The organism is Streptomyces sp. NPDC001070 (genome assembly GCF_053598835.1).
In genome coordinates, this window is sequence record NZ_JBSFLB010000013.1 from 170951 (window position 1) to 195854 (window position 24904).

At 73.9% G+C, this 24904-nt stretch carries 22 protein-coding genes and 1 tRNA gene; 9 read left to right on the plus strand and 14 right to left on the minus strand.

Features of this window, described 5'->3' with window-relative positions:
* Positions 1 to 19: 19 nt before the first annotated feature.
* On the minus strand, positions 20 to 1159 hold the full coding sequence (locus ACWDAS_RS18150; protein ID WP_450391523.1) for an anion permease: 1140 nt from the start codon (positions 1157 to 1159) through the stop codon (positions 20 to 22).
* Between the two features lie 214 nt (positions 1160 to 1373).
* Here ACWDAS_RS18150 and ACWDAS_RS18155 point away from each other — a divergent pair, with 214 nt between their 5' ends.
* On the plus strand, positions 1374 to 2009 hold the full coding sequence (locus tag ACWDAS_RS18155; protein WP_450391525.1) for a DUF4291 domain-containing protein: 636 nt from the start codon (positions 1374 to 1376) through the stop codon (positions 2007 to 2009).
* Here ACWDAS_RS18155 and ACWDAS_RS18160 read toward each other — a convergent pair.
* Positions 1984 to 2361, minus strand: coding sequence for an MmcQ/YjbR family DNA-binding protein (locus ACWDAS_RS18160; RefSeq protein ID WP_450391526.1), 378 nt, complete (start codon positions 2359 to 2361; stop codon positions 1984 to 1986). The two genes, ACWDAS_RS18155 and ACWDAS_RS18160, sit on opposite strands and share 26 nt — an antisense overlap.
* 174 nt (positions 2362 to 2535) lie before the next feature.
* On the opposite strand from ACWDAS_RS18160, the gene ACWDAS_RS18165 reads away from it, so the two are divergent.
* Positions 2536 to 2608, plus strand: a tRNA-Gly gene (locus ACWDAS_RS18165).
* A 396-nt stretch (positions 2609 to 3004) separates the two neighbouring features.
* Here ACWDAS_RS18165 and ACWDAS_RS18170 read toward each other — a convergent pair.
* Genes ACWDAS_RS18170 through ACWDAS_RS18205 form a run of 8 tightly spaced genes read right to left on the minus strand, consistent with a single transcriptional unit; the run spans position 3005 to position 12415 of the window.
* Positions 3005 to 3952 carry a hypothetical protein gene (locus ACWDAS_RS18170; protein ID WP_450391528.1) on the minus strand — a complete coding sequence of 316 codons (948 nt, stop codon included), beginning with the start codon at positions 3950 to 3952 and terminating at the stop codon, positions 3005 to 3007.
* Between the two features lie 37 nt (positions 3953 to 3989).
* Positions 3990 to 4607, minus strand: a complete 618-nt coding sequence (locus tag ACWDAS_RS18175; protein WP_450391531.1) for a TetR/AcrR family transcriptional regulator — start codon at positions 4605 to 4607, stop codon at positions 3990 to 3992.
* Positions 4595 to 5344: an enoyl-CoA hydratase family protein gene (locus ACWDAS_RS18180; protein WP_450391533.1), complete on the minus strand. Its 750-nt coding sequence runs from the start codon at positions 5342 to 5344 to the stop codon at positions 4595 to 4597. Before ACWDAS_RS18180 ends, ACWDAS_RS18175 begins: the two co-directional genes overlap by 13 nt.
* The gene (locus ACWDAS_RS18185) at positions 5344 to 6924 is read right to left on the minus strand and encodes a 4-coumarate--CoA ligase family protein (protein WP_450391536.1); all 1581 of its coding nucleotides are present in this window, start codon (positions 6922 to 6924) and stop codon (positions 5344 to 5346) included. The genes ACWDAS_RS18180 and ACWDAS_RS18185 overlap by 1 nt, the downstream gene beginning before the upstream one ends.
* Before the next feature lie 29 nt (positions 6925 to 6953).
* Positions 6954 to 8156 (minus strand): acyl-CoA dehydrogenase family protein, encoded by a 1203-nt coding sequence (locus ACWDAS_RS18190; RefSeq protein WP_450391539.1) that lies wholly within the window; start codon positions 8154 to 8156, stop codon positions 6954 to 6956.
* Complete coding sequence (locus ACWDAS_RS18195) at positions 8153 to 10045, minus strand: acetyl/propionyl/methylcrotonyl-CoA carboxylase subunit alpha (protein WP_450391540.1); 1893 nt, start codon at positions 10043 to 10045, stop codon at positions 8153 to 8155. The genes ACWDAS_RS18190 and ACWDAS_RS18195 overlap by 4 nt, the downstream gene beginning before the upstream one ends.
* 13 nt (positions 10046 to 10058) lie before the next feature.
* Positions 10059 to 11621, minus strand: a complete 1563-nt coding sequence (locus ACWDAS_RS18200) for an acyl-CoA carboxylase subunit beta (protein ID WP_450391545.1) — start codon at positions 11619 to 11621, stop codon at positions 10059 to 10061.
* Positions 11618 to 12415: a TIGR03084 family metal-binding protein gene (locus ACWDAS_RS18205; protein WP_450391547.1), complete on the minus strand. Its 798-nt coding sequence runs from the start codon at positions 12413 to 12415 to the stop codon at positions 11618 to 11620. Before ACWDAS_RS18205 ends, ACWDAS_RS18200 begins: the two co-directional genes overlap by 4 nt.
* 199 nt (positions 12416 to 12614) lie before the next feature.
* Here ACWDAS_RS18205 and ACWDAS_RS18210 point away from each other — a divergent pair, with 199 nt between their 5' ends.
* On the plus strand, positions 12615 to 13574 hold the full coding sequence (locus tag ACWDAS_RS18210; protein WP_450391549.1) for an AEC family transporter: 960 nt from the start codon (positions 12615 to 12617) through the stop codon (positions 13572 to 13574).
* A 104-nt stretch (positions 13575 to 13678) separates the two neighbouring features.
* Here the strand turns inward: ACWDAS_RS18210 and ACWDAS_RS18215 are convergent, their stop codons facing one another.
* The gene (locus tag ACWDAS_RS18215) at positions 13679 to 14644 is read right to left on the minus strand and encodes an acyl-ACP desaturase (protein WP_450391552.1); all 966 of its coding nucleotides are present in this window, start codon (positions 14642 to 14644) and stop codon (positions 13679 to 13681) included.
* 89 nt (positions 14645 to 14733) lie between these two features.
* A complete protein-coding gene (ddaH, locus tag ACWDAS_RS18220) occupies positions 14734 to 15510 on the minus strand; it encodes a dimethylargininase (protein ID WP_450391554.1) in 777 nt (258 codons plus the stop codon).
* 101 nt (positions 15511 to 15611) lie between these two features.
* Here ddaH and ACWDAS_RS18225 point away from each other — a divergent pair, with 101 nt between their 5' ends.
* The 5 genes from ACWDAS_RS18225 (at position 15612) to ACWDAS_RS18245 (ending at position 21832) form a co-directional block, all read left to right on the plus strand.
* Positions 15612 to 17252, plus strand: coding sequence for an ABC-F family ATP-binding cassette domain-containing protein (locus ACWDAS_RS18225; protein WP_450391557.1), 1641 nt, complete (start codon positions 15612 to 15614; stop codon positions 17250 to 17252).
* 112 nt (positions 17253 to 17364) lie between these two features.
* Complete coding sequence (locus tag ACWDAS_RS18230; RefSeq protein WP_450391559.1) at positions 17365 to 17853, plus strand: glutathione peroxidase; 489 nt, start codon at positions 17365 to 17367, stop codon at positions 17851 to 17853.
* Positions 17850 to 18557 (plus strand): L,D-transpeptidase family protein, encoded by a 708-nt coding sequence (locus ACWDAS_RS18235; RefSeq protein WP_450391562.1) that lies wholly within the window; start codon positions 17850 to 17852, stop codon positions 18555 to 18557. Before ACWDAS_RS18230 ends, ACWDAS_RS18235 begins: the two co-directional genes overlap by 4 nt.
* Positions 18558 to 18794: 237 nt before the next feature.
* Positions 18795 to 20861, plus strand: coding sequence for an FUSC family protein (locus ACWDAS_RS18240; RefSeq protein ID WP_450391655.1), 2067 nt, complete (start codon positions 18795 to 18797; stop codon positions 20859 to 20861).
* Positions 20862 to 20905: 44 nt separating this feature from the next.
* Positions 20906 to 21832, plus strand: a complete 927-nt coding sequence (locus ACWDAS_RS18245; RefSeq protein WP_450391565.1) for a DMT family transporter — start codon at positions 20906 to 20908, stop codon at positions 21830 to 21832.
* A gap of 48 nt (positions 21833 to 21880) precedes the next feature.
* On the opposite strand, the gene ACWDAS_RS18250 is transcribed toward ACWDAS_RS18245, so the two are convergent.
* Positions 21881 to 22801: a LysR family transcriptional regulator gene (locus ACWDAS_RS18250; RefSeq protein WP_450391568.1), complete on the minus strand. Its 921-nt coding sequence runs from the start codon at positions 22799 to 22801 to the stop codon at positions 21881 to 21883.
* 118 nt (positions 22802 to 22919) lie between these two features.
* On the opposite strand from ACWDAS_RS18250, the gene ACWDAS_RS18255 reads away from it, so the two are divergent.
* A complete protein-coding gene (locus ACWDAS_RS18255; RefSeq protein WP_450391571.1) occupies positions 22920 to 23813 on the plus strand; it encodes an EamA family transporter in 894 nt (297 codons plus the stop codon).
* Positions 23814 to 23870: 57 nt separating this feature from the next.
* Here the strand turns inward: ACWDAS_RS18255 and ACWDAS_RS18260 are convergent, their stop codons facing one another.
* Positions 23871 to 24830, minus strand: coding sequence for an NAD(P)H-dependent flavin oxidoreductase (locus tag ACWDAS_RS18260; RefSeq protein WP_450391574.1), 960 nt, complete (start codon positions 24828 to 24830; stop codon positions 23871 to 23873).
* Positions 24831 to 24904: the final 74 nt, after the last annotated feature.

Consider the following 24904-nt stretch of genomic DNA (forward strand, 5'->3'; position numbering starts at 1 on the left):
CGGATCCGCTCCTCACCGCTCACCCGGCCGACTGGCCTGCCGGCTCCGGCACCCCGGGGCGCGTGTCGTTGACGTTGTGCGCGTTCACCGGGCGACGGCGGGACAGGACGTAGAAGCCCGCGGCGGCGGCGAGCGCGACACCCGCGACGAGCGCCACCCCCAGGTCGCCGTGGCCCGCGATCCAGGCCGCCACCCCGCCCACCGCCGCCGCCGCGGGCAGGGTCAGCACCCAGGACACCGCGATCCGCCCCGCGACCCCCCACCGCACCTCGGCCAGTTTGCGGCCCAGCCCGGCGCCCAGGATGCTGCCGGTGCAGACCTGGGTGGTGGACAGCGCGAAGCCCAGGTGCGAGGAGGCGAGTATCACCGCCGCCGCGCTCGTCTCGGCGGCGAAGCCCTGCGGCGCCTCGATGTCGGTCAGCCCCTTCCCCATGGTGCGGATGATCCGCCAGCCGCCCACGTACGTGCCGAGCGCGATCGCCAGTCCGGCGCTCAGCACGACCCACCACGGCGGAGCCGAACCGGGCGCGAGCAGCCCGCCGGAGATGAGCGTCAGCGTGATGACCCCCATCGTCTTCTGCGCGTCGTTGGTGCCGTGGGCCAGCGCCACGAGCGAGGCGGAGCCGATCTGACCGGCGCGGAAGCCCCGCTTCGCCTCGTTGCCCGCGGTACGTCTGGTGATCACGTAGGCCAGGTAGGTCGCCAGCATCGCCACCACGCAGGCCACGACCGGTGAGGCGACCGCCGGGATCACGATCTTCTCCAGGACTTCGGCGGTGTTGACGGCGGACGCGCCCGCGCCCACCCACACCGCGCCGATCAGACCGCCGAACAGCGCGTGCGAGGAACTGGACGGCAGGCCGAGCAGCCAGGTGACGAGGTTCCACAGGATGGCCCCCACCAGCCCGGCGAAGATCATCACCGCGGACACCTTGGCCTCGTTGACGATGCCGTTGGAAATGGTCTTGGCGACCTCCGTGGACAGGAAGGCCCCCAGCAGGTTCAGCACCCCGGCCACCGCGACGGCCACCCGCGGCGCGAGCGCGCCCGTGGCGATCGAGGTCGCCATGGAGTTGGCCGTGTCGTGGAAGCCGTTGGTGAAGTCGAAGGCGAGAGCCGTGACGATGACGATCACGAGGAGAAACGAGACGGTACCCACCGCGGACCTCCCACCCGGGTGCGGTGCGGTTCACCGGGCCCTGCTAGCCGATGTCGCGTCGGGATTCCAGGCTAGGCGAGGTGCCCGGGTGCCGCATGGCACAGCTCGCGGTACGGAGAGCGGGCCGCGGAGGGAGCGCGCCGCGGACCGCACGGGAGCCGCCCCGGAAAATGCCTGGCGGCGGGCGGCCCGCGGTGGGCAGGATGCCCGCATCATGGAGAACACCGAGATCCCCTACCGCCGGATCAGAGCCGCCCACACCCCCGACACCGTGACGGTCTATCAGGCGTACCGCCCCGAGATCGGTGATCACGCCGCGCTGCACGGCCGCTTCCCCGCGAGCTGGAGCCGGTCGCGGATGACGTGGATCAAGCCCTCGTTCCTGTGGATGATGTACCGCAGCGGCTGGGGCCGGAAGGAGGGACAGGAGCGCGTGCTGGCCCTCGACATCCGCCGTGAGGGCTTCGAGTCGGCGCTGCGGCAGGCCTGTCTGTCGCACTTCGACCGCTCCGTGTACCCCGACCGCGAGACCTGGGCCGAGCGCGTGCGCGCCACGCAGGTCCGCGTCCAGTGGGACCCCGAGCGCGACCTGGACCTGCGCCCGCTGGCGTACCGCTCGCTGCAGCTCGGGCTCACCGGCCGGGCGACGCGCGACTACGCCGACCACTGGATCGTCCAGGTCCGGGACGTCACCGGCCTCGCGCACCGCGTCCACGACCTCGTGCGCTCCGGCGACCGCGAGGCCGCCGCGGCGCTGCTGCCGCAGGAGCGGCCCTACCCGCTCGACGCGGAGACCGCCGCCGTCATCGGCGCGACGACGGAGCTCAGCGTCCGTCCAGCTCCGCGATGAGCCGCTTGGGGGCGACCACACGGTAGCTCTCCTCCACCCAGTCGCACAGCACCTCGGCGGTGGGCGTCTCCTCGGTCAGGGGGACGGTGACCCAGCCGGCCCTGCCGAGGCCGTAGCCGGAGGGCTCGGCGCCGGGGACGGACAGGGCGTGCTCATGGACCTCGGGGTCCTTGAGCTTGACGTTGATGCCGGGCGGGTGACTGCCGTCGCCGACGCCGAGGAAGACGAAGACCTTCTTGTTGACCTTGACGACGCTCTCGCCCCAGGGGAACTCCTCTGCCGCGCCGGGCAGCGTGAGCGCGAAGGCGCGCACCTTCGCGCGGAGGGCGAGCGGATCGTGGGCGACGGTCACGGGACCTCCCGGGGTCGGACGCGGACGGCGAGCGGCGGGCACACGCACACGCGCGCCCCGATCGTAGGCCGGGAACGGCGCCGATCCCGGACAGGCCGGCCCCGCGGCGCGCGGGGCGCCGCGGGGCCGGGGACGGATCAGGCCCGTCAGGCCGGGGTCACATCGGCTCAATGACCGGACGAAGCGCAGAGGCAGGCGCACCGTCTTGCCCGGACGCATCACGCCGGTTCGAAGCCGGCCGTCCGGGCAGCCGGGGGCACACGGGTCCGTAGCGCAGAGGCAGGCGCCGCCGCCTTGGCAAGGCGGATACGCCGGTTGGAACCTGCGGGCCTCTCCGCAGGCCGTCAACGGGGTGTGGCTGGCGACGACGGCCGCTGTGCCGACGGCGCGTGGCGATCTGATGCGGGCACTCGGCACAGAGCCAGGACGCCACCGCCGACTCGGTCAGCCCGAAGTCGGGCAGCGCGGCCTCCTTCAGCCGCCGTGCCTCCGCCACGACCGCCGGATCCGCCGGACGCCGGCGCTCCAGCGCCCGCCGGTCGGCGAGGCCGACGACGGGCCGCCGCCCTCGCCGCTCGTCGAATCCCATGACCGCCCCCCGTGTACCCGCCCCGGATCCTCCCGATCCCCCTGTGACTCTGTGTTACCAGAGGCCACTGACAACGGGCCATCGGGTTCCGCGGCGACCGGCGCCTCCCCGGTCGGCTCGTCCCGGGCCGGTTCGTCCCCGACCGGCTCCTCCCCGGCACCGCCCGCGATCGCCCCCGCCGTCGTGACCAGATCCGGCAACGTGCCGACGAACGTCGGCAGCAGCTGCGCCAGCACCGCCCACGCCTCCGTGTCGCCGCCCAGCTCCGAGCGGACGAGGGGCCGCAACGCCGCCTGCGCCTCCGCCACACGGGTCGGGCGCCCAGCGCCCCATGGCCAGGACGCGCAGCGCGTCACGCGCCGGACGCGTCGCCGTCGCGTACGTCGCGGGGCCGTCCACGACCCCCGCCATGCGGAGCCGGTGCGAGAACTTCCGGTGCGTGCCGAACTGCGCCCGCAGCGCCGGTGGGCAGTCGGGCCGGACCGCCGGCGCCCAGCGGGCGTAGCCGGGCAGCGGCTCCTCGCGGTCCGCCGCCGCCACGACCGACCACTCCGCGCGACCCACCATCAGCGCGGTGGCACGCCCCGTACTCATGGTCGTCACGGCGCGCAACGCGGCCGTCAGCTCCTCCGGGCCGGAGGCCCGCCGCAGCTCCGGCGGGTGAAAACGGGAGAGTTCCGCGGCCACCTCCACGCTGCGCGACGGATCCGGGCCGTACGGAAGGCCGTTGAGGATGTCGTACCGCACGCGGTCGTCGATGTTCGCGTGGTAGTACACCAGCGCGTTGACGCGGGGATCGTCCTCCTGCAGCATCCACAGGATCACCGAGGCCGGCAGATCGTGCCACCGCGGGCTCCACGGAATGCGCTCCGGCGGCTGCGCGACCCTCGCCGGATCCTCCTCCGGGACGCCCGTACGACGCCGCGCCCGCACGGCCTGCTCCGGGTCCACCAGCCCGAGCAGGAAGCCCAGTTCACCGGCGGATACCGCCTCGTTCCGCATACGGTGATCCTCTCACCCGTCGCCGACAGCGGGCGACTCAGAAACCGCGGCGCAACACCCCGTCCAGGACGGCCGCCCACTCGCGCACGATGCCCGCGCGCCGCGCGCCGTCGTCGCTCAGCAGGTTCGCCAGCCCCAGCCCCCGCGCCATGTCGAGGGTGGCCTGTACGGTCTCCCGGACCCCGGGCACCGACTCGTCCGCGCCGAGCATCTCGACGGCCAGCCGGTGCGCCTCCCGCCCGATGCGGGCCTCCAGCGCCGTGACGCGGGGCCGCAGCTGCTCCTCGTTCGCGGCGGCGACCCACAGATGCAGGGCCGCACGGAAGATCGGCCCCGTGTAGAGGTCGACGACCATGCCGACGACGGCGTGCGTGCGCGGCACGCCCTCGCGGGGGAGGGCGTGCGCGTGCTCCCGCAGGGCGACCAGCCACTGCTCGGCGACGAACCCGATCGCTCCGGTGAACAGGTCCTCCCGGGTGGGGAAATGGTGCTGCGCCGCCCCCCGCGACACCCCGGCGCGCTCGGCGACCACCGCCACCGTGCTGCCCGCCCAGCCGCGTTCGGCCAGGCAGGCGACGGCGGCCTCCAGCAGCCGCTGCCGCGTGGCGCGGCTGCGGTCCTGCTTGGGCGTACGGGTGGTGCTCACAAGGCCCACGGCGCCGCCCGGCGTTCGAGGAACGACCGCATCCCCTCCGCCGCCTCGGGCGAGCCGAACAGCCGTGCCGACTGCTCGGTCAGGGCGGCCGCGTCCCGGTCGAAGACGCGCAGCACCGCCGCCGTGGTCAGCGCCTTGGACTCGGCGAGCCCCTGCGGCGACGCCGCGCGCAGCCCCGCGAGGATGCCGTCCAGGGCCTCCTCCCCGGCGGTGACCAGCCCGGCACGGACGGCCTCCGCGGCGCCGAACACCTCCCCCGTCAGGTAGTAACGTCCGGCGGTCCGGGGGTCCATGCGCGGCAGCACCGTCAGCGAGATCACGGCCGGGGCGAGGCCGAGCCGCGCCTCGGTGAAGGCGAAGCTCGCGCCCGGCCCCGCCACCGGGACGTCGCAGGCAGCCAGCAGCCCGAGCCCGCCCGCGCGCACGTGCCCCGTCACGTGCGCCACGACCGGCTTGGGCAGTTCGACGATCGCCCGCAGCAGCGCCACGAGCCGCCGGGGCCCCTCCGGCGAGGCCGCCTCCTTCAGGTCCGCGCCCGCGCAGAAGGTGCCGCCGGTGTGCGTGAGCAGCACCGCCCGCGTGGCCGGGTCCTTGCCGGCCCGGGCCAGCGCGTCGGAGAGCTCGTCGACCATGCGTGCGGAGAGCGCGTTGCGATTGTGCGGGGAGTCCAGCGTCAGCGTGGTGATCCCCCGGTCGTGCGCGCTCCGCACGAAGGGTGCCGCGGCGTCGTCGGTCATCAGGTGGTTCCCCTTTCGCGGGCGCGCAGTTCACGCCGCAGGATCTTGCCGCTCGCGGCCCTCGGTATCGCGTCGGTGAACTCGACCCGCCGCACCTTCTTGTACGGGGCGACCTGCCCGGCCACGTGCGCGATCACTTCGTCCGGGGTGAGGGCGGAGCCCTGCTGCGGCACGACGTACGCCTTGGGGATCTCGTTGCCGTCGTCGTCCACGACGCCGATCACGGCGGCGTCCGCCACGCGCGGATCGGTGAGCAGCACGGCCTCCAGCTCGGCGGGCGGCACCTGGTAGCCCTTGTACTTGATCAGCTCCTTGACCCGGTCGACGACGTGGAGCCAGCCGTCGGCGTCCACCCGTCCGACGTCGCCGGTGTGCAGCCAGCCCTCGTCGTCGATCATGGCGGAGGTCTCCTCGGGCCGCCCCAGATAGCCCTTCATGACCTGCGGGCCGCGGATGTGGATCTCCCCGGTGCCGTCGCTGGCCGTGTCCTCGTCGAGCGGGACGATGCGCATCTCCGTGCTGGGCAGTAGCTTGCCGACCGCGCCGGGCGGCGCGTCGCGCGCGTCCAGCGGCACCACATGGGTGCCCGGCGACAGCTCCGTCATCCCGTACGCCTGCAGGATGGGCGGCAGGCCGAGCCGCTTCGAGCAGGCCTGGGCCAGCTCCGCGTCGAGCGGTGCCGCCGAGCACAGCACGTACTCCAGGGAGCTCAGGTCGTGCGTGGCGACCGCCGGGTGCTTGGCGAGCGCCAGCACGATCGGGGGGGCCACGAACAGGCCCTGCACCCGGTGAGTCTCCACCGCCTTGAGGAACTGCTCCAGGTCGAAGCGAGGCAGCACCACGACCGTCGCGCCCTTGCGCAACGGGGCGTTCATGAGCGCCGTGAGCCCGTAGATGTGGAAGAACGGGAGCACGGCCAGGATGCGGTGACCGGGACCCATGGAAAGCGTCGGGTCCAGCTGGGCCAGGTTGGTGGCGATGTTGCGGTGGGTCAGCATCACGCCCTTGGGCACACCGGTGGTGCCCGAGGAGTACGGCAGCGCGGCCAGGTCCTCCGCCGGGTCGAAGGCGATCTCCGGCTCCGGCGCGGTGGAGCCGAGCAGATCGAGGACCGAGCGGTGGCCCTCGGCACTGTCGCAGACCAGGATCTCCCGTACACCGCCCGCCTGTTCGGCGGCCTTGCGGGCGGTCTCCAGCAGGGGCGAGACGGTGACGATCCACGACGCGCCGCTGTCGCGAAGCTGCCGCGCGAACTCCTCCGCCGTGGCGAGCGGGTGCACCGTGGTGACGGCCGCACCGGCGCGCGTGGCGCCGTAGAAGACCGCGGGATAGGCGATGGTGTTGGGGCTGTGCAGGGCGAGGACGTCGCCCTTGCGCAGGCCCGACTCCGCCAGCGCCGCCGCGATACGGCGGGTGAAGGAGTCGAGCTGCGCGTAGGTGAGGGTCGTCCCCTCCACGCCGTCGATCAGCGCGGGCCGGTCGCCGAACTCGGCGGCGTGGCCCAGGACCGCCTCGTGGATCGGCAGGTCGATGGCGGGAACCGCGGGGTACTCGCTGTGGAACACGGCCGGCTGTGCCATGACCGTTCCCCCTCCTCGGTAGGACGTGCTCAGTAGGACTTGGGCAGACCCAGCGTGTGGTGCGAGACGTAGTTGAGAATCATCTCCCGGCTGACCGGTGCGATGCGACCCACGCGCGAGGCCGTGAGGAGGGAGGCCAGGCCGTACTCGGCCGTCAGGCCGTTGCCGCCGAGGGTGTGCACCGCCTGGTCGACGGCCTTCGCGCCCGCCTCGGCCGCCGCGTACTTCGCCATGTTGGCGGCCTCGCCGGCCGCCATGTCGTCGCCGCTGTCGTACAGGAACGCGGCCTTCTGCATCATCAGCCGGGCCAGTTCCAGCTCGATGTGGGCCTGCGCCAGCGGGTGGGCGATGGCCTGGTGCGAGCCGATGGGTGCCTTCCACACCTGCCGGGTGCGGGCGTAGTCCACGGCCGCCGCGATCGCGAAGCGGCCCATGCCGATCGAGAAGGCGGCCGTCATGACGCGTTCGGGGTTGAGACCGGCGAACAGCTGCAGCAGCCCCGCGTCCTCGTCGCCCACCAGGGCGTCGGCGGGCAGCCGCACGTCGTCCATGTAGATGTGGAACTGCTTCTCCGGCGCGGACAGTTCCATGTCGATGGCCCGGAACTCGAAGCCCGGCGTCCTACGCGGGACGACGAACAGGCACGGTTTCAGCTTGCCCGTCCGCGCGTCCTCGGTCCGCCCCACGATGAGGGTCGCGTCGGCGATGTCGACGCCGGAGACGAAGACCTTGCGCCCCGTGAGCAGCCAGTCAGAGCCGTCGCGGCGGGCCGTGGTGGTCAGCCGGTGGGAGTTGGACCCGGCGTCGGGCTCGGTGATGCCGAACGCCATCCGCGTCGAGCCGTCCGAGAGACCCGGCAGCCACCGGCGCTTCTGCTCCTCCGTGCCGAAGCGCGCGATGACCGTCCCGCAGATCGCGGGGGAGACGATGAGCAGCAGCAACGGGCAGCCCGCCGCGCCCAGTTCCTCCAGCACGATGGAGAGTTCGGCCAGGCCGCCGCCCCCGCCGCCGTACTCCTCGGGCAGGTTGACGCCGAGGTAGCCGAGGGCACCGGCCTCCTGCCACAGCTTGTCGGTGTGCCTGCCCTCGCGCACGGCGTCGAGGAAGTAGGCGCGCCCGTAGCGGCGGCCCAGGTCGGAGACGGCCTTGCGCAGCGCGCGCCGCTCCTCGTTCTCCAGCAGGACGTTGTCGAAGGTGCCGGTCGGTCCGTTCGCAGCGGGCGTACCGCTCATGGGGAATCCTCTTCCTGAACGACGGCGAGTACGGCTCCGACGTCGACCTGGCGGCCGGCCTCGGCGTGCAGTGCGGTGAGCACACCGTCCGCCGGGGCGGCGACGCGGTGCTCCATCTTCATGGCCTCGAGCCACAGCAGCGGCTGTCCGGCCGCCACCTTGTCGCCGACGGCGACGTCCGCGACCCGGACGACCGTGCCCGGCATCGGGGCCAGCAGCGAGCCGGGCGCGAGCTGCGCGACCGGGTCCGGGAAGCGCGGCAGCGCGGTGAAGCGGTGGGCGCCCGACGGGCCGTCGACGCACACCTCGTCCCCGTAGACGGCCACGCCGAAGGCGCGGCGCACCCCCGCGACCTCCAGCACCACGTGTGCCGGCCCGTGCTCCAGCAGGCGTACGTCCGGGTGGCCCTCGGCCGCGAGGCCGCCGCGGCCGAGGCGGTAGCGGACCTCGTACTCCGTGCCGGAGGGCTCGGCGCGGTAGGTCTTGCTCTGCGGCGCCGACGGTACGTTGCGCCAGCCGCCGAGCCGATGGCGGCCCGAGGCGTCGGCGAGCGCGGCGGCCAGGGCCGCCAGCCGCGCCGCGCCCTCGTCCTCGGCGGGTGCCGGGCCGAGGCGGTCCAGGAAGGCCGTGGACAGCCGTCCCCCGGCGAAGTCAGGGTCGCGCAGCACCCGTACGAGCAGGTCGCGGTTGGTCACCAGACCGTGCACGCGGGCCCGTTCGAGGGCGCCGGCGAGCAGCCGCAGCGCCTGGGGGCGGGTGGGGGCGTGGGCGACGACCTTGGCGAGCATCGCGTCGTAGTGCACGCCGATCCGGTCGCCGTCGCCGAAGCCCGCGTCGACCCGCAGCCCTGGCGCCTCCGGCAGGCGGAAGCGGTGCAGGGTGCCGGCCTGCGGCTGCCAGTCGCGGCCGGGGTCCTCCGCGTACAGCCGGGCCTCCACGGCGTGCCCGGAGGGCGCCGGGGGCGCGGCGGGCAGTTCACGGCCCTCGGCGACGTCCAGTTGCAGGGCGACGAGGTCCACGCCGAAGACGCACTCGGTCACCGGGTGCTCGACCTGGAGGCGGGTGTTCATCTCCAGGAAGTACGGGCTGCCGTCCGCCGACACCAGGAACTCCACCGTCCCCGCGCCGACGTAGCCGATGGCGCGGGCAGCCGCCTCGGCCGCCTCGTGCAGCGTCCGGCGCAGCTCGTCGGTGACACCGGGCGCCGGGGTCTCCTCGATCACCTTCTGGTGGCGGCGCTGCACCGAGCAGTCGCGCTCGCCCAGCGTCCACACCGTTCCGTGGGTGTCCGCCAGCACCTGCACCTCGATGTGGCGGCCGTCCTCGATGTACGGCTCCAGGAAGACCTCGCCGTCGCCGAAGGCGGACAGCGCCTCGGCGCGGGCTGCGGCCAGCTCCTGCTCCAGGACGGCCGCCTCACGGACGACGCGCATACCGCGCCCGCCGCCCCCCGCCGCCGCCTTGACCAGTACGGGCAGGTCGCCCGGCCCGGCCTCCAGCACCGGCACGCCCGCCTCGGCCATCAGGCGCTTGGCGCGGGTCTTGGAACCCATCGCCTCGATGGCCTCCGGCGCGGGCCCGATCCAGGTCAGGCCCGCCGCGATGACGGTCCGGGCGAACTCGGCGTTCTCCGAGAGGAACCCGTAGCCCGGGTGGACGGCGTCGGCACCCGCCGCGAGGGCGGCCTTCACGATCAGGTCGCCGCGCAGATAGGTGTCGGCGGGCGCGTTGCCCGGCAGCCGCACGGCGGCGTCCGCCTCCCGTACGTGCGGTGCGGTCGCGTCCGCGTCCGAGTGGACGGCGACCGTGGCGATGCCCAGGTCGCGGCAGGTGCGGAAGACCCGGCGGGCGATCTCGCCGCGGTTGGCCACCAGCACTGATGCGATCACGGTCACGTGCTCCTCACATCCGGAAGACGCCGAAGCCGCCGCGGGCGCCCTCGACGGGTGCGCTGTGGATCGCCGACAGGCACACGCCGAGCACCGTGCGGGTGTCGCGCGGGTCGATCACCCCGTCGTCGTACAGCCGGCCCGACAGGAACATCGGCAGGGATTCGGACTCGATCTGCTGCTCCACCATCGCGCGCAGCCCGGCGTCGGCCTCCTCGTCGAAGGGCAGCCCCCGGGCGGCGGCCGACTGCCGCGCGACGATGGACAGCACGCCCGCGAGCTGCGCGGGCCCCATGACGGCCGACTTGGCGCTGGGCCAGGCGAACAGGAAGCGCGGGTCGTAGGCGCGGCCGCACATGCCGTAGTGCCCCGCGCCGTAACTGGCGCCCATGAGGACGGAGATGTGCGGGACGCGCGAGTTGGACACGGCGTTGATCATCATCGCGCCGTGCTTGATGATGCCGCCCTGCTCGTACTCGCGCCCCACCATGTAGCCGGTGGTGTTGTGCAGGAACAGCAGCGGGATGTCGCGCTGGTTGGCGAGCTGGATGAACTGCGCGGCCTTCTGCGACTCGGCGCTGAACAGCACCCCCTGCGCGTTGGCGAGGACGCCGACGGGATAGCCGTGCACGCGTGCCCACCCCGTCGCCAGGCTCGGCCCGTACAGCGGCTTGAACTCGTCGAACTCCGAGCCGTCCACGACCCGCGCGACGACCTCGCGCGGGTCGAAGGGGGTCTTCAGGTCGGCGGGGACGAGGTCCAGCAGCTCGTCCTCGTCGTACAGCGGCGGGTCGTACGCGGCGGCCGGGGCGGGGCCCTGCTTGCGCCAGTTGAGCCGCGCCACCACCCGGCGGGCCGTGCGCAGCGCGTCGGGCTCGTCCAGCGCGAAGTAGTCCGCGAGGCCGGAGGTACGGGCGTGCATGTCCGCCCCGCCCAGCGACTCGTCGTCGCTCTCCTCGCCGGTGGCCATCTTCACCAGCGGCGGGCCGCCGAGGAACACCTTGGAGCGCTCCTTGACCATGATCACGTGGTCGGACATCCCGGGGATGTACGCGCCTCCGGCCGTCGAGTTGCCGAACACGACGGCGACGGTGGGGATCCCGGCCGCCGACAGCCGGGTCAGGTCCCGGAAGAGCGCGCCGCCCGGGATGAAGATCTCCTTCTGGCTGGGCAGGTCCGCTCCGCCCGACTCCACGAGGTTGACCAGCGGGAGGCGGTTGGCGAGGGCGATCTCGTTGGCCCGCAGCGCCTTCTTCAGCGTCCAGGGGTTGCTCGCCCCGCCGCGCACGGTCGGGTCGTTGGCGGTGATCACGCACTCGGTGCCCTCGATGACGCCGATGCCCGTCACCAGCGAGGCGCCGACCGGGTACTCGCTGCCCCAGGCGGCCAGCGGCGACAGCTCCAGGAACGGGGTGTCCGGGTCCAGCAGCAGCTCCACCCGTTCCCGGGCGGTCAGCTTGCCCCGCGACCGGTGCCGCTCCACGTACTTGGGGCCGCCGCCCGCGAGCGCCTTCTCGTGCTCGGCCTCCAGCTCCGCGAGGCGTTCCAGCATGCTCGTACGGTTCTCGGCGTTCATGCCGTACCTCCCTCACCCGGTTCGCGCCCCGGTCCGGGCGGTCCCGCGAAGGCCTGCGCGATGTCCAGCCAGCGCTCGGCGTCCTCGCCCTCGGCGCGCACGGCCAGGTCGGCGCGGTGCCGGCGGCGGGTCGCCAGCAGGCAGAGGTCGAGCGCGGGGCCGGTGACGCGCTGCGCGGCGTCCTGCGGCCCGTACGTCCACAGCGAGCCGTCGGGGGCGGTCAGCTCGACCCGGAACTCCTCGCCGGGCGGGGTCAGCCCGTTCACGAAGTAGGCGTAGTCCCGGGCGCGCACGGCGATCCGCGCCACGTGCCGCAGCCGTGCGGTGGGCGCGCGCCGCACGCCGAGGGCGTCCGCGACGTCCTCGCCGTGCGCCCAGCTCTCCATCAGCCGCGCCGAGGCCATGGACGCGGCGCTCATCGGCGGCCCGAACCAGGGGAAGCGCGTCCCGGGCGGCTGCGCCCGCAGCGCGGCCTGCAGCTCCGCCCGCCCCGAGCGCCAGCGTGCCAGCAGTGCGGCGGGCGGCAGGGCCGCGCCCTCCTCGGCCCCCTCGTCGACGAAGGTGTCGATCGCGGCGGCGGCCTTCTCCACCACGGAGCCGAAGCCCTCCGGGTCGGTCACCGCCAGCACGGACTGCCGGTCGGTCCAGGCCAGATGGGCGATCTGGTGGGCGATCGTCCAGCCCGGGGCGGGCGTCGGCGTCGCCCACGTGCTCTCCGGGAGCGGGGCGACCAGGGCGTCCAGGCCCTCGCTCTCGTCCCGCAGATCGTCCAGTACGGGTGTGGGGTCGGACAAAGGTCCCCCTGAATGACGCAGCGTCAGCGAAGCCGTGCGCGTCACAGGCTGGCACCGCGGCCGGAAACAATCAAGCGTGCTTGCATGATTTTTCGCACCGGCCCCCGCGCGGCGGCCCGGGGACCGCCTGATTGACTGCACCGGGCCGCCCGGCGATCCCGGGCCCGGCCCGACGGCCCACCGGACAACCCGAGGTTCCATGCACGCCCTGTCACCGCTGATGTCCGGCTTCGCCCCCATATGGGTGCTCAGTGCGGCGGGTTACGCGGTCGGCCGCGCCGGGTTGCTGGGCCCGCAGGCGGAGTCCGTGCTCGGCGGCTTCGTGTTCAACGTCGCCATGCCGGCCGCCCTGTTCACCATGGTCGCCAGGACACCCCTGGGCACCTTCGCGAACGCGTCCATGATCGCGTTCGCGGCGGGAACGGCCCTGGCCTGCCTGCTCGGGTTCGCCGCCAGCCGGTGGATCTTCGGCCGGCGCCTGCCCGACCAGGCGATCGGCGGCATGGCCGCCGGATACGTCAACTCCGCCAACCTGGGCATCCCGGTGGCGGTGCAGATCCTCGGCGACGCGTCGTTCGTCGCCCCCGTGCTGCTGTTCCAGGTGCTGCTGGTCACCCCGGTGATCCTGGCCGTCCTCGACGCGGGCACCGCCGGTGCCCGCGGGTGGCGGGGGGACAACGGCGCCGCCCGCATGCTGCTGTTGCCGCTGCGCACCCCCGTCATCCTGGGGACGGCGCTCGGGTGCGCGGTCTCCGCGGCCGGCTGGCGGCTTCCCGTCGCCCTCGGCCACTCGGTCGGGTTGCTGGGCAACGCGGGCGTGCCGACCGCGCTGATCACCCTGGGCATGTCGCTGCACGGCCGCCCGCCCGCCACCGGCGTCGCGATCCGGGCGGAGGTCGGGGCCGCCGTCGTCATCAAGACCCTTGTCCAGCCCCTGGCCGCGTTCGCCGTCGGCAGTCTCGTCCTGCATCTGCCGGCCCACCAGCTCTTCGCGGTGGTGATCCTCTCCGCACTGCCCAGCGCGCAGAACGTCTTCATCTACGCGCGCCAGTACCAGCTGAGCACCGCGCTCGCCCGCGACGCGGTCATGCTCTCCACGCTGCTGTCGATGGCCACGCTCTCCGCCGCGGCATGGGCCCTGGGGCCCGCGCACGCCTGATTGCCGTCTCCGGGCGTCTCCGGGCATCTCCGGGCGTTTCCGGGCGGCGCCCGGCCGTCGCGGCGGGGCGCCCCCGGAGAGGCGCCCCGCCGCGTGCGGCTCCGTCAGGCGCGGGCGGCGCGCCGCGCCAGCAGGGCGTCCCTGCGCTCCTCGAACTTGCGGGCCTGGCAGTCCAGCTCGCCCATGAAGAAGCCCAGTTCCTCCTGGGCCTTGAGGCCCTCCGGCCCCAGCCCGGACACCTCCAGCACCTTCAGGTGCCGCAGTACGGGCTGCAGGACGTCGTCGTGGTGGATGCGGAGGTTGTAGATGCCGCCGATGGCGATCCGCGCCGCGGAACGCTCGAAGCCGGGCATGCCGTGCCCCGGCATGCGGAAGCCGACCACCACGTCCCGGATCGCCCGCATGGTCTGGTCCGGAGCGAGCTGGAGGGAGGCCCCCAGCAGGTTGCGGTAGAAGACCATGTGCAGGTTCTCGTCGGTCGCGATGCGCGCCAGCATGCGCTCGCACAGCGGGTCGCCCGACTCGCGGCCCGTGTTGCGGTGCGAGATGCGGGTGGCCAGTTCCTGGAACGCCACGTACGCCACCGAGTGCAGCATGCTGTGCGCGTTGTCGGACTCGAAGCCCTCCGACATGTGGTGCATGCGCAGCCGCTCCAGCTCCACCGGGTCCACGGCCCGCGTGGTGAGCAGGTAGTCGCGCATGACTATGGCGTGCCGGCCCTCCTCCGCGGTCCAGCGGTGTACCCAGGTGCCCCAGGCGCCGTCCCGGCCGAAGAGGGTGGCGATCTCGTGGTGGTAGCTGGGGAGGTTGTCCTCCGTGAGCAGGTTGACCACCAGCGATATCCGGCCGATCTCGGTGACCTTGGACTGCTCGGGCGCCCAGGCCTCCCCGCCCATCACCCCGTCGAAGTCACGGCCTTGGCTCCACGGGACGTACTCGTGGGGCATCCACTCCTTGGCCGCCTTCAGGTGACGGTTGATCTCGGTCTCGACGACCTCCTCCAGGGCGTACAGCAGCCTGGTGTCGTTCCATGCTTCCGATCCGGTGCTCTGGGACGGGGCAATGGTCACGCTGGGCTCCTGAGGGCTCGCTGAGAGTGCCTACGGAATCGTAAGTTACGAAACCGTAGGTTAGGTGCCAGGCAAAAGGCAACCCGCCGTCAGATGTACAGCTCCCGCAAGCGGACGGACAGACAGGTCACACAGCCCTCGAGTTTCTCGAACTCGCTGATGTCCACCAATACAGGCTCATATCCCAAGTCGTCCAGGACCGCCGCACTCCGTGGCGCGCTCGCCGCCATCAGCAGCCGGCCGCCGCCGAGCAGCACCACGTGTGCCCCCGGCTCCTCCGGTACCGGAAGGAAGCGGGGGAAGGCCGACGGGTCGTCAACCAGCGGCGGATACCCGATGACCGTGCCGTCGGGCAGCGCCGTCACCGCGGACTTCAGATGGAGCACCTTGGTGACGGGTACCGCGACCACACGTGCCCCGAGCGGCTCGAACGCGGCCCGCAACTGCCTGATGCCGTCGGCGTCGGTGCGCCCGCCCCGGCCCACGTAGACGGTGTCCCCGACCTTCAGGACGTCGCCGCCCTCCAGCGTGCCCGGCTCGCGGACCCGGTTGACCGACAGTCCCAGCGCGGTGACCGCCTCCTCGGCCCCGGCCGTCTCCGGGCGCCGGGAGGCGGCACCGGGCCGGGAGAGCAGCGCGACGTTGCGGAAGACGGCCATGGTGTCCTCCACGAAGACGCCGTCCGGGCAGTCGTCGGCCGGCGGCACCTCCACCGTCTCCCAGCCGTGCGCACGCAGGGCCGCCACGTATCCCTCCCACTGCCGTGAGGCGAGCGCGGCGTCGACGGGCGAACGCTCGATGTGGGTCACCAGCCCCTCGGCGAGGCGGGGACCCGGACGGCGGACGAGGGCCTTCTTGCTGGGCATGGGACGTTCCCTCCCTGGATCGCGGACGGCCGGCGGCCGTTCCGGGGCGCCCTGCCGGGCCGCGGGGACCGGCCTGGCGGGGCGATAGCATCGGCACCCTGATGAGTGCCACTCTTGTCGTCAAGGATCTCGCCGCCGGCCACGGGGACCGCGTCCTCTTCTCCGGCCTCGACCTCGTCGTCGCCCCGGGCGACGTCATCGGCCTCGTCGGCGCCAACGGCGCCGGCAAGTCGACGCTGCTGCGCATGCTCGCCGGCCTGAGCGCGCCCGAACAGGGGCAGCTGCGGCTCAGCCCGCCCACCGCGACCGTCGGCCATCTGCCGCAGGAGCCCGAACGCCGCGCGGACGAGACCGTACGGGCCTTCCTGGCCCGGCGCACCGGGGTCGCCGCCGCCCAGGCCGCGCTCGACGCCGCGACGCAGGCACTGGTCGACGGGGCTCCGGGCGCGGACGACGCGTACAACGACGGGCTGGAGCGCTGGCTCGCCCTCGGAGGCGCGGATCTCGACGAGCGGTCCGAGGAGATCACCGACTCGCTCGGGCTCACCGTCGGTCTCGACCTCCCGATGACCGCGCTGTCCGGCGGGCAGGCCGCCCGCGCCGGCCTCGCCTCCCTGCTGCTGAGCCGTTACGACGTCTTCCTCCTGGACGAGCCCACCAACGACCTCGACCTGGACGGCCTGGAGCGCCTGGAGGCCTTCGTCAAGGGCCTGAAGGCGGGCACCGTCGTGGTCAGCCACGACCGCGAGTTCCTCACCCGCACCGTCAACCGGGTCGTCGAACTCGACCTCGCCCAGCAGCAGGTCAACACCTACGGCGGCGGCTACACCTCCTACCTGGAGGAGCGCGAGACCGCCCGCCGCCACGCCCGCGAGGAGTACGAGGAGTACGCCGACACCAAGGCCGGCCTCGAGGCCCGTGCCCGCACGCAGCGCAACTGGATGGAGCACGGCGTCCGCAACGCCCGCCGCAAGGCGAGCGACAACGACAAGATCGGCCGCAAGCTGCGCGCCGAGTCCACCGAGAAGCAGGCGGCCAAGGCCCGCCAGACGCAGCGCATGATCGAACGCCTGGACGTCGTCGAGGAGCCCCGCAAGGAGTGGGAGCTGCGCATGGAGATCGCCGCCGCGCCCCGTTCCGGCGCGGTCGTCGCCACCCTGCGCGGCGCGGAGGTGCGACGCGGTTCCGGCTTCACCCTGGGGCCGGTCGACCTGCAGATCGACTGGGCCGACCGGGTGGCCATCACCGGCGCCAACGGCTCCGGGAAGTCGACCCTCCTGGCCGCCCTCCTCGGCCGCGTCGCCCTGGACGCGGGCGTGTCCCACCTCGGTCCCGGTGTCGTCGTCGGCGAGGTGGACCAGGCCCGCAAGCTCTTCCTCGGCGGAGAGTCGCTGCTGGACGCCTTCGGCGCCGAGGTCCCCGACGTGAGCCCCGCCGACGTCCGTACCCTGCTCGCCAAGTTCGGCCTCAAGGCCGCGCATGTCCTGCGCCCCGCCGCCACCCTCTCCCCGGGCGAACGCACCCGCGCGGCCCTGGCCCTCCTCCAGGGCCGCGGTGTGAACCTCCTCGTCCTCGACGAGCCCACCAACCACCTCGACCTGCCCGCCATCGAGCAGCTCGAGTCGGCCCTCGCCTCCTACAACGGCACCCTGCTGCTGGTCACCCACGACCGCCGCATGCTCGAGGCCGTCCACACCACCCGCCGCATCGGCGTGGACTCCGGGCGGGTCACCGAGCACTGACGCCGCGCCGGGGCCGCGCCCCCGACCCCCTCCCATGGGAAGATCGGCACCGTGACCGGGGTTGAATGGACGACCTGTGGTCCGTCCGCGCCCTGTAACGAGGAGTTCAAACGTGAGCATCTACGACATCCCGCTGCGCACCCTCACCGGTGAGCCCGCCTCCCTCGCCGACCACCGGGGCAAGGCCCTGCTGATCGTCAACGTGGCCTCCAAGTGCGGTCTGACCCCGCAGTACGAGGGCCTGGAGCGGCTGCAGAAGCGGTATGCCGACCGCGGGTTCAGCGTGCTGGGCTTCCCCAGCAACCAGTTCGCGGGCCAGGAGCCGGGCACGGCCGAGGAGATCGCGACCTTCTGCTCCGCCACCTACGGGGTCAGCTTCCCGCTCTTCGAGAAGTCCGACGTCAACGGTGAGGACCGGCACCCGCTGTACGCCGTGCTGACCGAGACCGCCGACGACGAGGGCCAGGCCGGCGACGTCCAGTGGAACTTCGAGAAGTTCCTCATCGGCACCGACGGCCAGGTCGTGGGCCGCTTCCGTCCGCGCACCGAGCCGGAGGCCGACGAGATCGTCGCCGCGATCGAGGCGCAGCTCCCGGGTTGAGCCTCCGCGCGGCCCTGACCCGCCTCGCCGTGCCGGCCGTCGTGGCCGGCACGGCGGCGGCCGGCCCGTGGCCGCCGCCGTCCCTCCCGGACCGCATGGCGGACACCGGGGTCGGCACCCAGCTGATCACCGCGGTCGCCGCGGCCCCGGACGCCACGACGGGGACGCTGAGCTGGTGGGACCGGCGCGATGGCCGCTGGGTCCTGGCGGGCTCCACAGGTGCCCGCTTCGGCGCGGGGGGCCTGACCGACGGCGGGACCCGCTTACAGGACACCTCGACCACCCCGACCGGGCTGTACGACCTGCCGTTCGCCTTCGGCACCGAGCCGGCGCCGCCCGGCACGACGAAGCAGTACCTGCCGGTCACCGACGAGTCCTGGTGGTGCCAGGACAACGCCTCCGCCTCCTGCAACCGCTGGGTCGAGCCCCTGCCCGAGGACTGCGCCCCCGGCGGGTCCGAGCACCTGGCCGACTACGCCGAGCGGTACGCGCACGCCCTCGTCATCGGCTTCAACTACCGCCACCCGGTGCGGGAGCGCGGCGCCGGGATCTTCCTCCACGTGAACGGCCGCGGCGCCACGGCAGGTTGCGTCTCGGTCCCCGCCCGCGCCATGCGCCGCGTCCTGGCCTGGGCCGACCCCGACCGCCACCCCCACATCGCGATCGGAACCGAGTCGGGCGAGACGGCGATCACGCGCTACTGACGTCGTCCGCGTCGCGGGGCGGAGGGGGATGTCGTCCGCACGAGGGGCTCAGGGCCCGCGCGGCGGCCGGTGCGGGCGGCGTTCCCGCAGCGGCGCGGGCGGCCGCGACATCGCGCCGCAACGGCCGCGCAGCGGCGGGGACACCGGCGGCCGATAGGCTGACAAGCGGGAGGCCGCGGCCTGACGCGCCCTGGCCTGCGTCTTTCCCGACGCCGAGATCGTCTTTGTCCCGTGAGGATGCCCGTGCTGCTCCGTGGCCCCGGCCGCCGTTCCCTCGCCCTGCCGTCCTGGCTGGCCCATCCGCTGCGCTGGCAGCGGGGTCCCGTGCCCTGGCCGGCGGTGCTGCGCGGCGCGCTGGCGGCGGGGCCGCTGCTCGCGCTGGGGATCGCGCTCGGGCGGGTCGAGATCGGGGTGCTGGCCGGGCTCGGGGCGCTGTTCGCCGGATTCAACGACCTGCCGGGGACGCGCCGGACGGGCGTCGTCAACATCGGGCTGCCCGCGCTCATCGCCTCGCTCGGCCTGCTGGCGGGCGCCGTGACGCAGGACGCGGTGAGCGGCTGGTGGGCGCTGCCGGTGCTGTTCGCGACGGGCGCGCTGTCAGGCGCGGCCAGCGTGGTCGGCCCGGTCTGCTCGCGGGCCGGTATGCAGGGGCTGGCCGCCACGGTGATCGGGATGGGCCTGCCGCTGCCCGGCGGGCCCTGGTACAGGGCGCTGTGCTTCCTCGCCGGAGCGGGCTGGCTGCTCCTGCTGCGGCTCGTGCTGCGCCCACTGCGCCCGGCCGGCGGCGCGCTGGAGGGCGAGCGCGCCTCGCTGGCCCGGGTCTTCGACGCCCTCGCCGACGCCCTCGACGCCGTCGGCGGGCCCGGCGCGGAGGCGGCGCGGCGGCGGCTCAGCGCCGCCCTCGACCGCGGCGACGAGGCGGTGAGGCTGCGCCGGCTCAGCCGCCGTCTGCTGCGTATCCCCGTGCGCGACGAGGAACTGCTGCTCGCCGAGCGCTTCGGCGTGGCCACCGAGCTGACCGACGCCGCCACGGCCCTGCTCTGGGAGGCCCGTCCCCTGCCGCCCGGGACGGGAGACGGCCCGCGGCGGCTCGCCAAGGCCCTGCGGACGGGAACGCCGCCCGGTCCCCTTCCGGCGCCCGGGGCGACCACTGCGGCCCGCACCGCCTTCGACGCCATGATGCTGCGCGCGGCCCTCGTCTTCGCCCGCACGGCTCCGGAGACGGACCGCCCCGAGGACGCCGCGCCGCTCCCTGCCCGCCGGGCGGCGCCGATGCTGCGCCGCCGCGTCCTCGGGCCCGTGGGCCGGGAGTACGGGCTGAAGGTCGCCGTCTGCGTCACGGCCAGTGCCGCCGTGGCCCTGGCCCTGCGCGCCGACCACTGGTACTGGCTGCCGCTGACGGCCGCGTTCCTGGTGAAGCCGGACATCGGACCGCTGTTCTCCCGTGTCGTCAACCGCTTCTTCGGCACGGCGCTCGGGGTGCTGATCTTCGCCGCGGTGGCCTCCGTCCTGGGCGGCGGGATCTGGTGGACCGCGGTCTGCGCCTCCGTGGCGGGCGCGCTCCTCCCCTTCGCGGCGCGGCACTTCGCGCTGCAGACCGTGGCCGTCACGATCATGGTGCTGGCGTTCGTCTGGGCCGGCGGCGACACCCAGGCGGCCCTGTCCAGGCTGCTGGACACCTCGATCGCCTGCGCGATCGTCCTCGTCGTCGGCCACCTGCCACCGCTGACCGACCCCACCGCAAGGGTCGGCCATCTGCTGGCCCTGGCGCAGCGGCGCACCGGGGTCTACCTGGACCACGTCCTGAGCGCGCCCGCCGACGAGCGCCCCGAGGACCGCAGGGTGCTGCGCCGGGCCGCCTACAGCGCCCTGGGCGAGGCCCGCGTCGCCGCCGAGACCCTCGCCGCGGAACTGCCCTCGCGCCGCGGCGGCAACGGCGACTGGTTCCGCGTGGTGGCCGCCTCCGAGCGGATCGTGGACGCGACCACCGCCTGCGTCGTCCGAATGGAGCAAGGGGCGCCACGTCCCTCGGACCCCGAGGGCGCCCAGGTGGTCGCGGCGCTCACGGCGGTCGCCGACACCCTGGACGGGCGGCCCCCGGCGGCCGGCCCGCCGGAGCTCCCCACCGCCCCGGAGTGCGGGACGCTCGCGGACGTCGTCGCCGAGCTGCACTTCATCCGCGGCATCGTGGCGGGCCTGCCCGTGCGGGTACGGGGCAGGCGTACCACGCGGCACCCCGTCGCGTCGCTCCCGTCGGGAGGCCGGCTGTCGCGGGCGGACAATCGTCGCGATCAAGACGGGTGAGGGGCTAAGGTCGGGCCAGTCGGCGACACCGGGAGGTTGACGAGGTGGCCGTATTCCTGCTCGGGGTGGGGGCTGCGTGCTGCCTGGGGCTCGGTTTCGTCCTCCAGCAGCTCGCGGCCCAACGCGCTCCGCTGTCCGACTTCCTCTCCTTCCGGCTCCTGCTGGATCTCATGCGCATGCCGCAGTGGCTGCTCGGCGTCTTCCTGATGATCTGCGGCATGGTGCTGAGCGCCCTCGCGCTCACCCAGGGCGAGGTGTCCCTCGTCGAGCCGCTGACCGCGACGAATCTGATCTTCGCGATGGCGCTCTCGCGCCGCGTCACCGGCCAGAGACTCGGATGGCACGGCTGGTCGGGCGTGGCGCTGCTGGCGCTCGGCGTCACGGCGTTCATCGTGGCCGGACGGCCCTCGGGCGGCGGGCCGCCCGCGGGGGCGCTGCGGCACTGGCTGGTCGTGGGCGTCGTCGTCGGCCTGGCGCTGCTGCTGGTCGCCTGCGCACGACGGCTGCGCCCGTCGCCCGAGGCCACCGTGCTCGCGCTGGCCGCAGGGCTGCTCTACGGCCTCCAGGACGCTCTTACCCGCATCTCCGGTCAGGTGGCCGAGGTCGAGGGTGTCGCGGCGCTCCTGGTGCACTGGCAGCCGTACGCCGTCGCCGCGATAGGGCTGACCGGGCTGATGCTCGTGCAGAGCGCCTTCGAGACGGCCCCGCTGCGCCTGTCGCTGCCCGCGCTGACCGCCGCCCAGCCGCTGGCCGGGATCGCCTGCGGCGTCGGCTTCCTCGGCGACCGGGTACGGGTCACACCGGGCGCTCTGGCCTGGGAGGCGGCCGGGCTCGCCGCGATCGCCGCGGGCGTCGTGCTGCTGGGCCGGCATCCGGCGATGCCGTGCGCGTACGGCGTGTCCCGGCAGGACGCGGCCGGCGTCGCCGGGGCCGGCGGATCCGGCGAGGAACCCGTCAGAATCGTCCGCTGATCCCCGGGACGCTCTTTTCCCCGAGATCCGCGGTCGCCCGGCACGCGCTCACCCCGTGAGCAGCCGGGCGACCGTCGCGATCGGCGGCCAGGACCACTGCCCGGCGCGCGCCACCAGGAAGTGCCGTCGCGTGCCCACCAGCGGGTCCAGCGGGCGGGCCAGTACGTCCGCGCGCTGCCGCTCCACCCCCGACTCGGCGAGCAGCGCGACACCGAGCCCGGCCCCGGTGAGCAGGTTCACCAGGTGGAGGCTGTCGACGCGGTGGACGATGCGCGGGGTGAACCCGGCCAGCGCGCACACGCGCTGCACCAGCTCGTCGTCGTCGCTGCCGCGCGAGTTGGTGATCCACCCGGCCCCGGACAGCCGGCTCAGCCCGGACAGCGGCACCGGCCCGTCCGGGCCGGGGTCGTGGGGGTGGTCCGCGGGCAGCAGGAGCAGCATGGGCTGGGTGGCGAACCACCGGGCGCTGAGGCCGTCCGGGACGGTGCGCGGCACGAGGCTGTAGTCGTAGACGACGCCGAGGTCGATGTCCCCGGACAGCAGCAGCGCGAGGGTCTGCTCGGGCTCGTGCTCGTACAGCTGCACCTCGATGCCCGGGTGCTCGTCCCGCAGCCGGCCGAGCGCGGGCACGACGGTCGGCTCGACGGCGCTGACGAAGCTGGCCAGCCGCACCCGGCCGGCCGGGGCGGACTCACCGCGCAGTTCGGCGCGGGCCTCCTCGACCGCCGCGAGGATGCCCACGGCGTGCCCGACCAGGCGCTCGCCCGCCGGGGTGAGCCGCACCCTGCGGCCGACGGGGGTGAGCAGCCGGGTGCCGACCTCCTGCTCCAGAACGGCGAGGTGCTTGGAGACCGCCGAGGTGCCGTAGCCCGTGCGCTCGGCGACGGCGGCCATCGTGCCCAGGCGGCTCAGCTCGACCAGCAGGCGCAGCCGGCCGAGGTCGGGAAGCTGGTCGGACCCATCGATCATCCACTGATCGTAAACAATGCGTCCGCCAATGACTCGTGGACAGAAACAACGGGCGCCGTGTCCAATGGGTCCCGTGTCCGAGCCGCATACTTTTACGTCCCGCCGCATACCTGGCGCCGTGCTGATCCTTGCCGCCATGACGGTGCTGCACACCGGCAGCGCGCTGACGACGGAGCTCTTCGACGACATCGGTCCGGCCGGCACGACCTGGCTGCGCGTCGGCTTCGCGGCGCTGCTGCTGCTCGCCTTCACCGGCCGCTCACTGTGGCCCGCTCTGCGCGCCGCCCCGCGCCGGGACCTGGTGGCCGTGGTGCTGCTCGGGGCGGTCAGCGGCGGCATGATGCTGCTCTTCTCCGAGGCCGCCTACCGCATCCCGCTGGGCACCGCGACCGCGCTGGAGTTCCTCGGCCCGCTCGCCGTCGCCGTCGCCTCCCTGCGGCAGCGCCGCGAGCTGGCCTGGCTGCTGCTCGCGGCGGCGGGCGTCCTGTGCCTCACCTCGCCGTGGCAGGGCGGCGCGGACCTCACCGGGGTGCTGTTCGGGGTCGCGTCCGGCGCGTGCTGGGCGCTGTACGTGATCGGCACCCAGCACGTGGGCAGCCGCTTCTCCGCGCAGCACGGCCTCGCCGTCTCCCTCGGCGTCGCCACCGTCTTCACGGCGCCCTTCGGCGCCCCGGGTGTCGTCTCGGGCGGCAGCTGGACGGTCGTCGCGGCGGTGGCGGGCATCGCCGTCCTGATGCCCCTGGTGCCCTTCCTGCTGGAGATGAAGGCCCTGCAGCGCATCGGCAAGACCGCCTACGGCACGCTCGCGGGCATGGAGCCCGCGGTCAGCCTGCTCGCCGCGATGGTGCTGGTCTCCCAGATCCCGACCGTCCTGCAGGCGGCGGGGACCGCGCTGGTGGTGGTCGCCGGCATCGGCGCCGCCCGAGGTGAGAAGCGCTCGGCGGGCAGCGACAGCCGCGAGGTCACCCGCAACCGGCCGAGCACGCGCTCCCCGGCCGCGCCGACGCCCTGATCCGGCGCCCGGGTCCGGAGCCTGCACGGCTGCCGGGTCGGCGGCCTCGGGCCCGGGTCAGCGGCCTCCGGCCCGGACCAGGGCGTCCTGGGCCTGGGTGGCCATGGCGGTGACCAGGTGCTCCGCCGAGGGCAGGTCGTTGACGAGGTCGACCCCCTCGCCCGCCCAGACCGGCAGCGGGGGCACGGCGCCTCGTGCCACGTCGTCCTGGTACCCCTGAAGGGCCTCGGCGTCGGCGGTGAGCTCGGCCTCCCGGCCACGCCAGCGGTCGAGGTAGGGGTGGCCGAGAGTGCGGGCGGAGTACTTCGACGGCCAAGCCGAGCCGCGCGCGATGTCCAGCACGGTGCTGCGCTCGGTGTCCTGCGCCCGCCCCTCGAGGATCGCCTTGGTGATCGAGGGATCGGCCAGGGCCTCGGTGGTGGCCTGGAAGCGGGTGCCGATGAGCGCTCCGGCGGCGCCGAGCACGAGGGCCGCCGCCACACCGCGTCCATCGGCGATCCCGCCCGCTGCCAGCACCGGCACCGGGGCCACGAGATCCACCACGGCGGGCACGAACGGCAAGGTGGACCGCCCGCGCAAGGCCCCGTGCCCACCGCTCTCGGTGCCCTGGGCCACGATCACGTCGGCGCCCAGGTCCACGGCCCGCTCCGCCTCCTCCAGATCCGTGACCTGGAGGATCAGCAGAGCCCCCGCCCGGCGGACATGCTCCGCGTACCGGCTCGGATCACCGAAGGACAGCATCACGGCGCTGGGGCCGTAGCTCAGCGCCAGCTCCACCGCGGCGAGTTCGATCCCCCAGGTGAGGAAACCGACGCCCCACGGCCGTTCGGTGCCCGCGACGATCGGCGCCTCACGTGCCAGCCACTCCGGGTCGCCGTACGCGCCGCCCAGGATCCCGAACCCGCCGCCGCGCGAGACGGCCGCGGCCAGCGCGCCGCCGGCCGACCCGCCCATCGGCGCCAGTGCGATCGGGTACCGCACGCCGAACATCTCCGTGAACGCCGTCGACAAAGCCATGCCCACATCATGTCGCCCGGTGCGAGGGGCAGGATCACGAACGCGGAAAAGCTCCGGCGCCCTGCCCCCGTCGC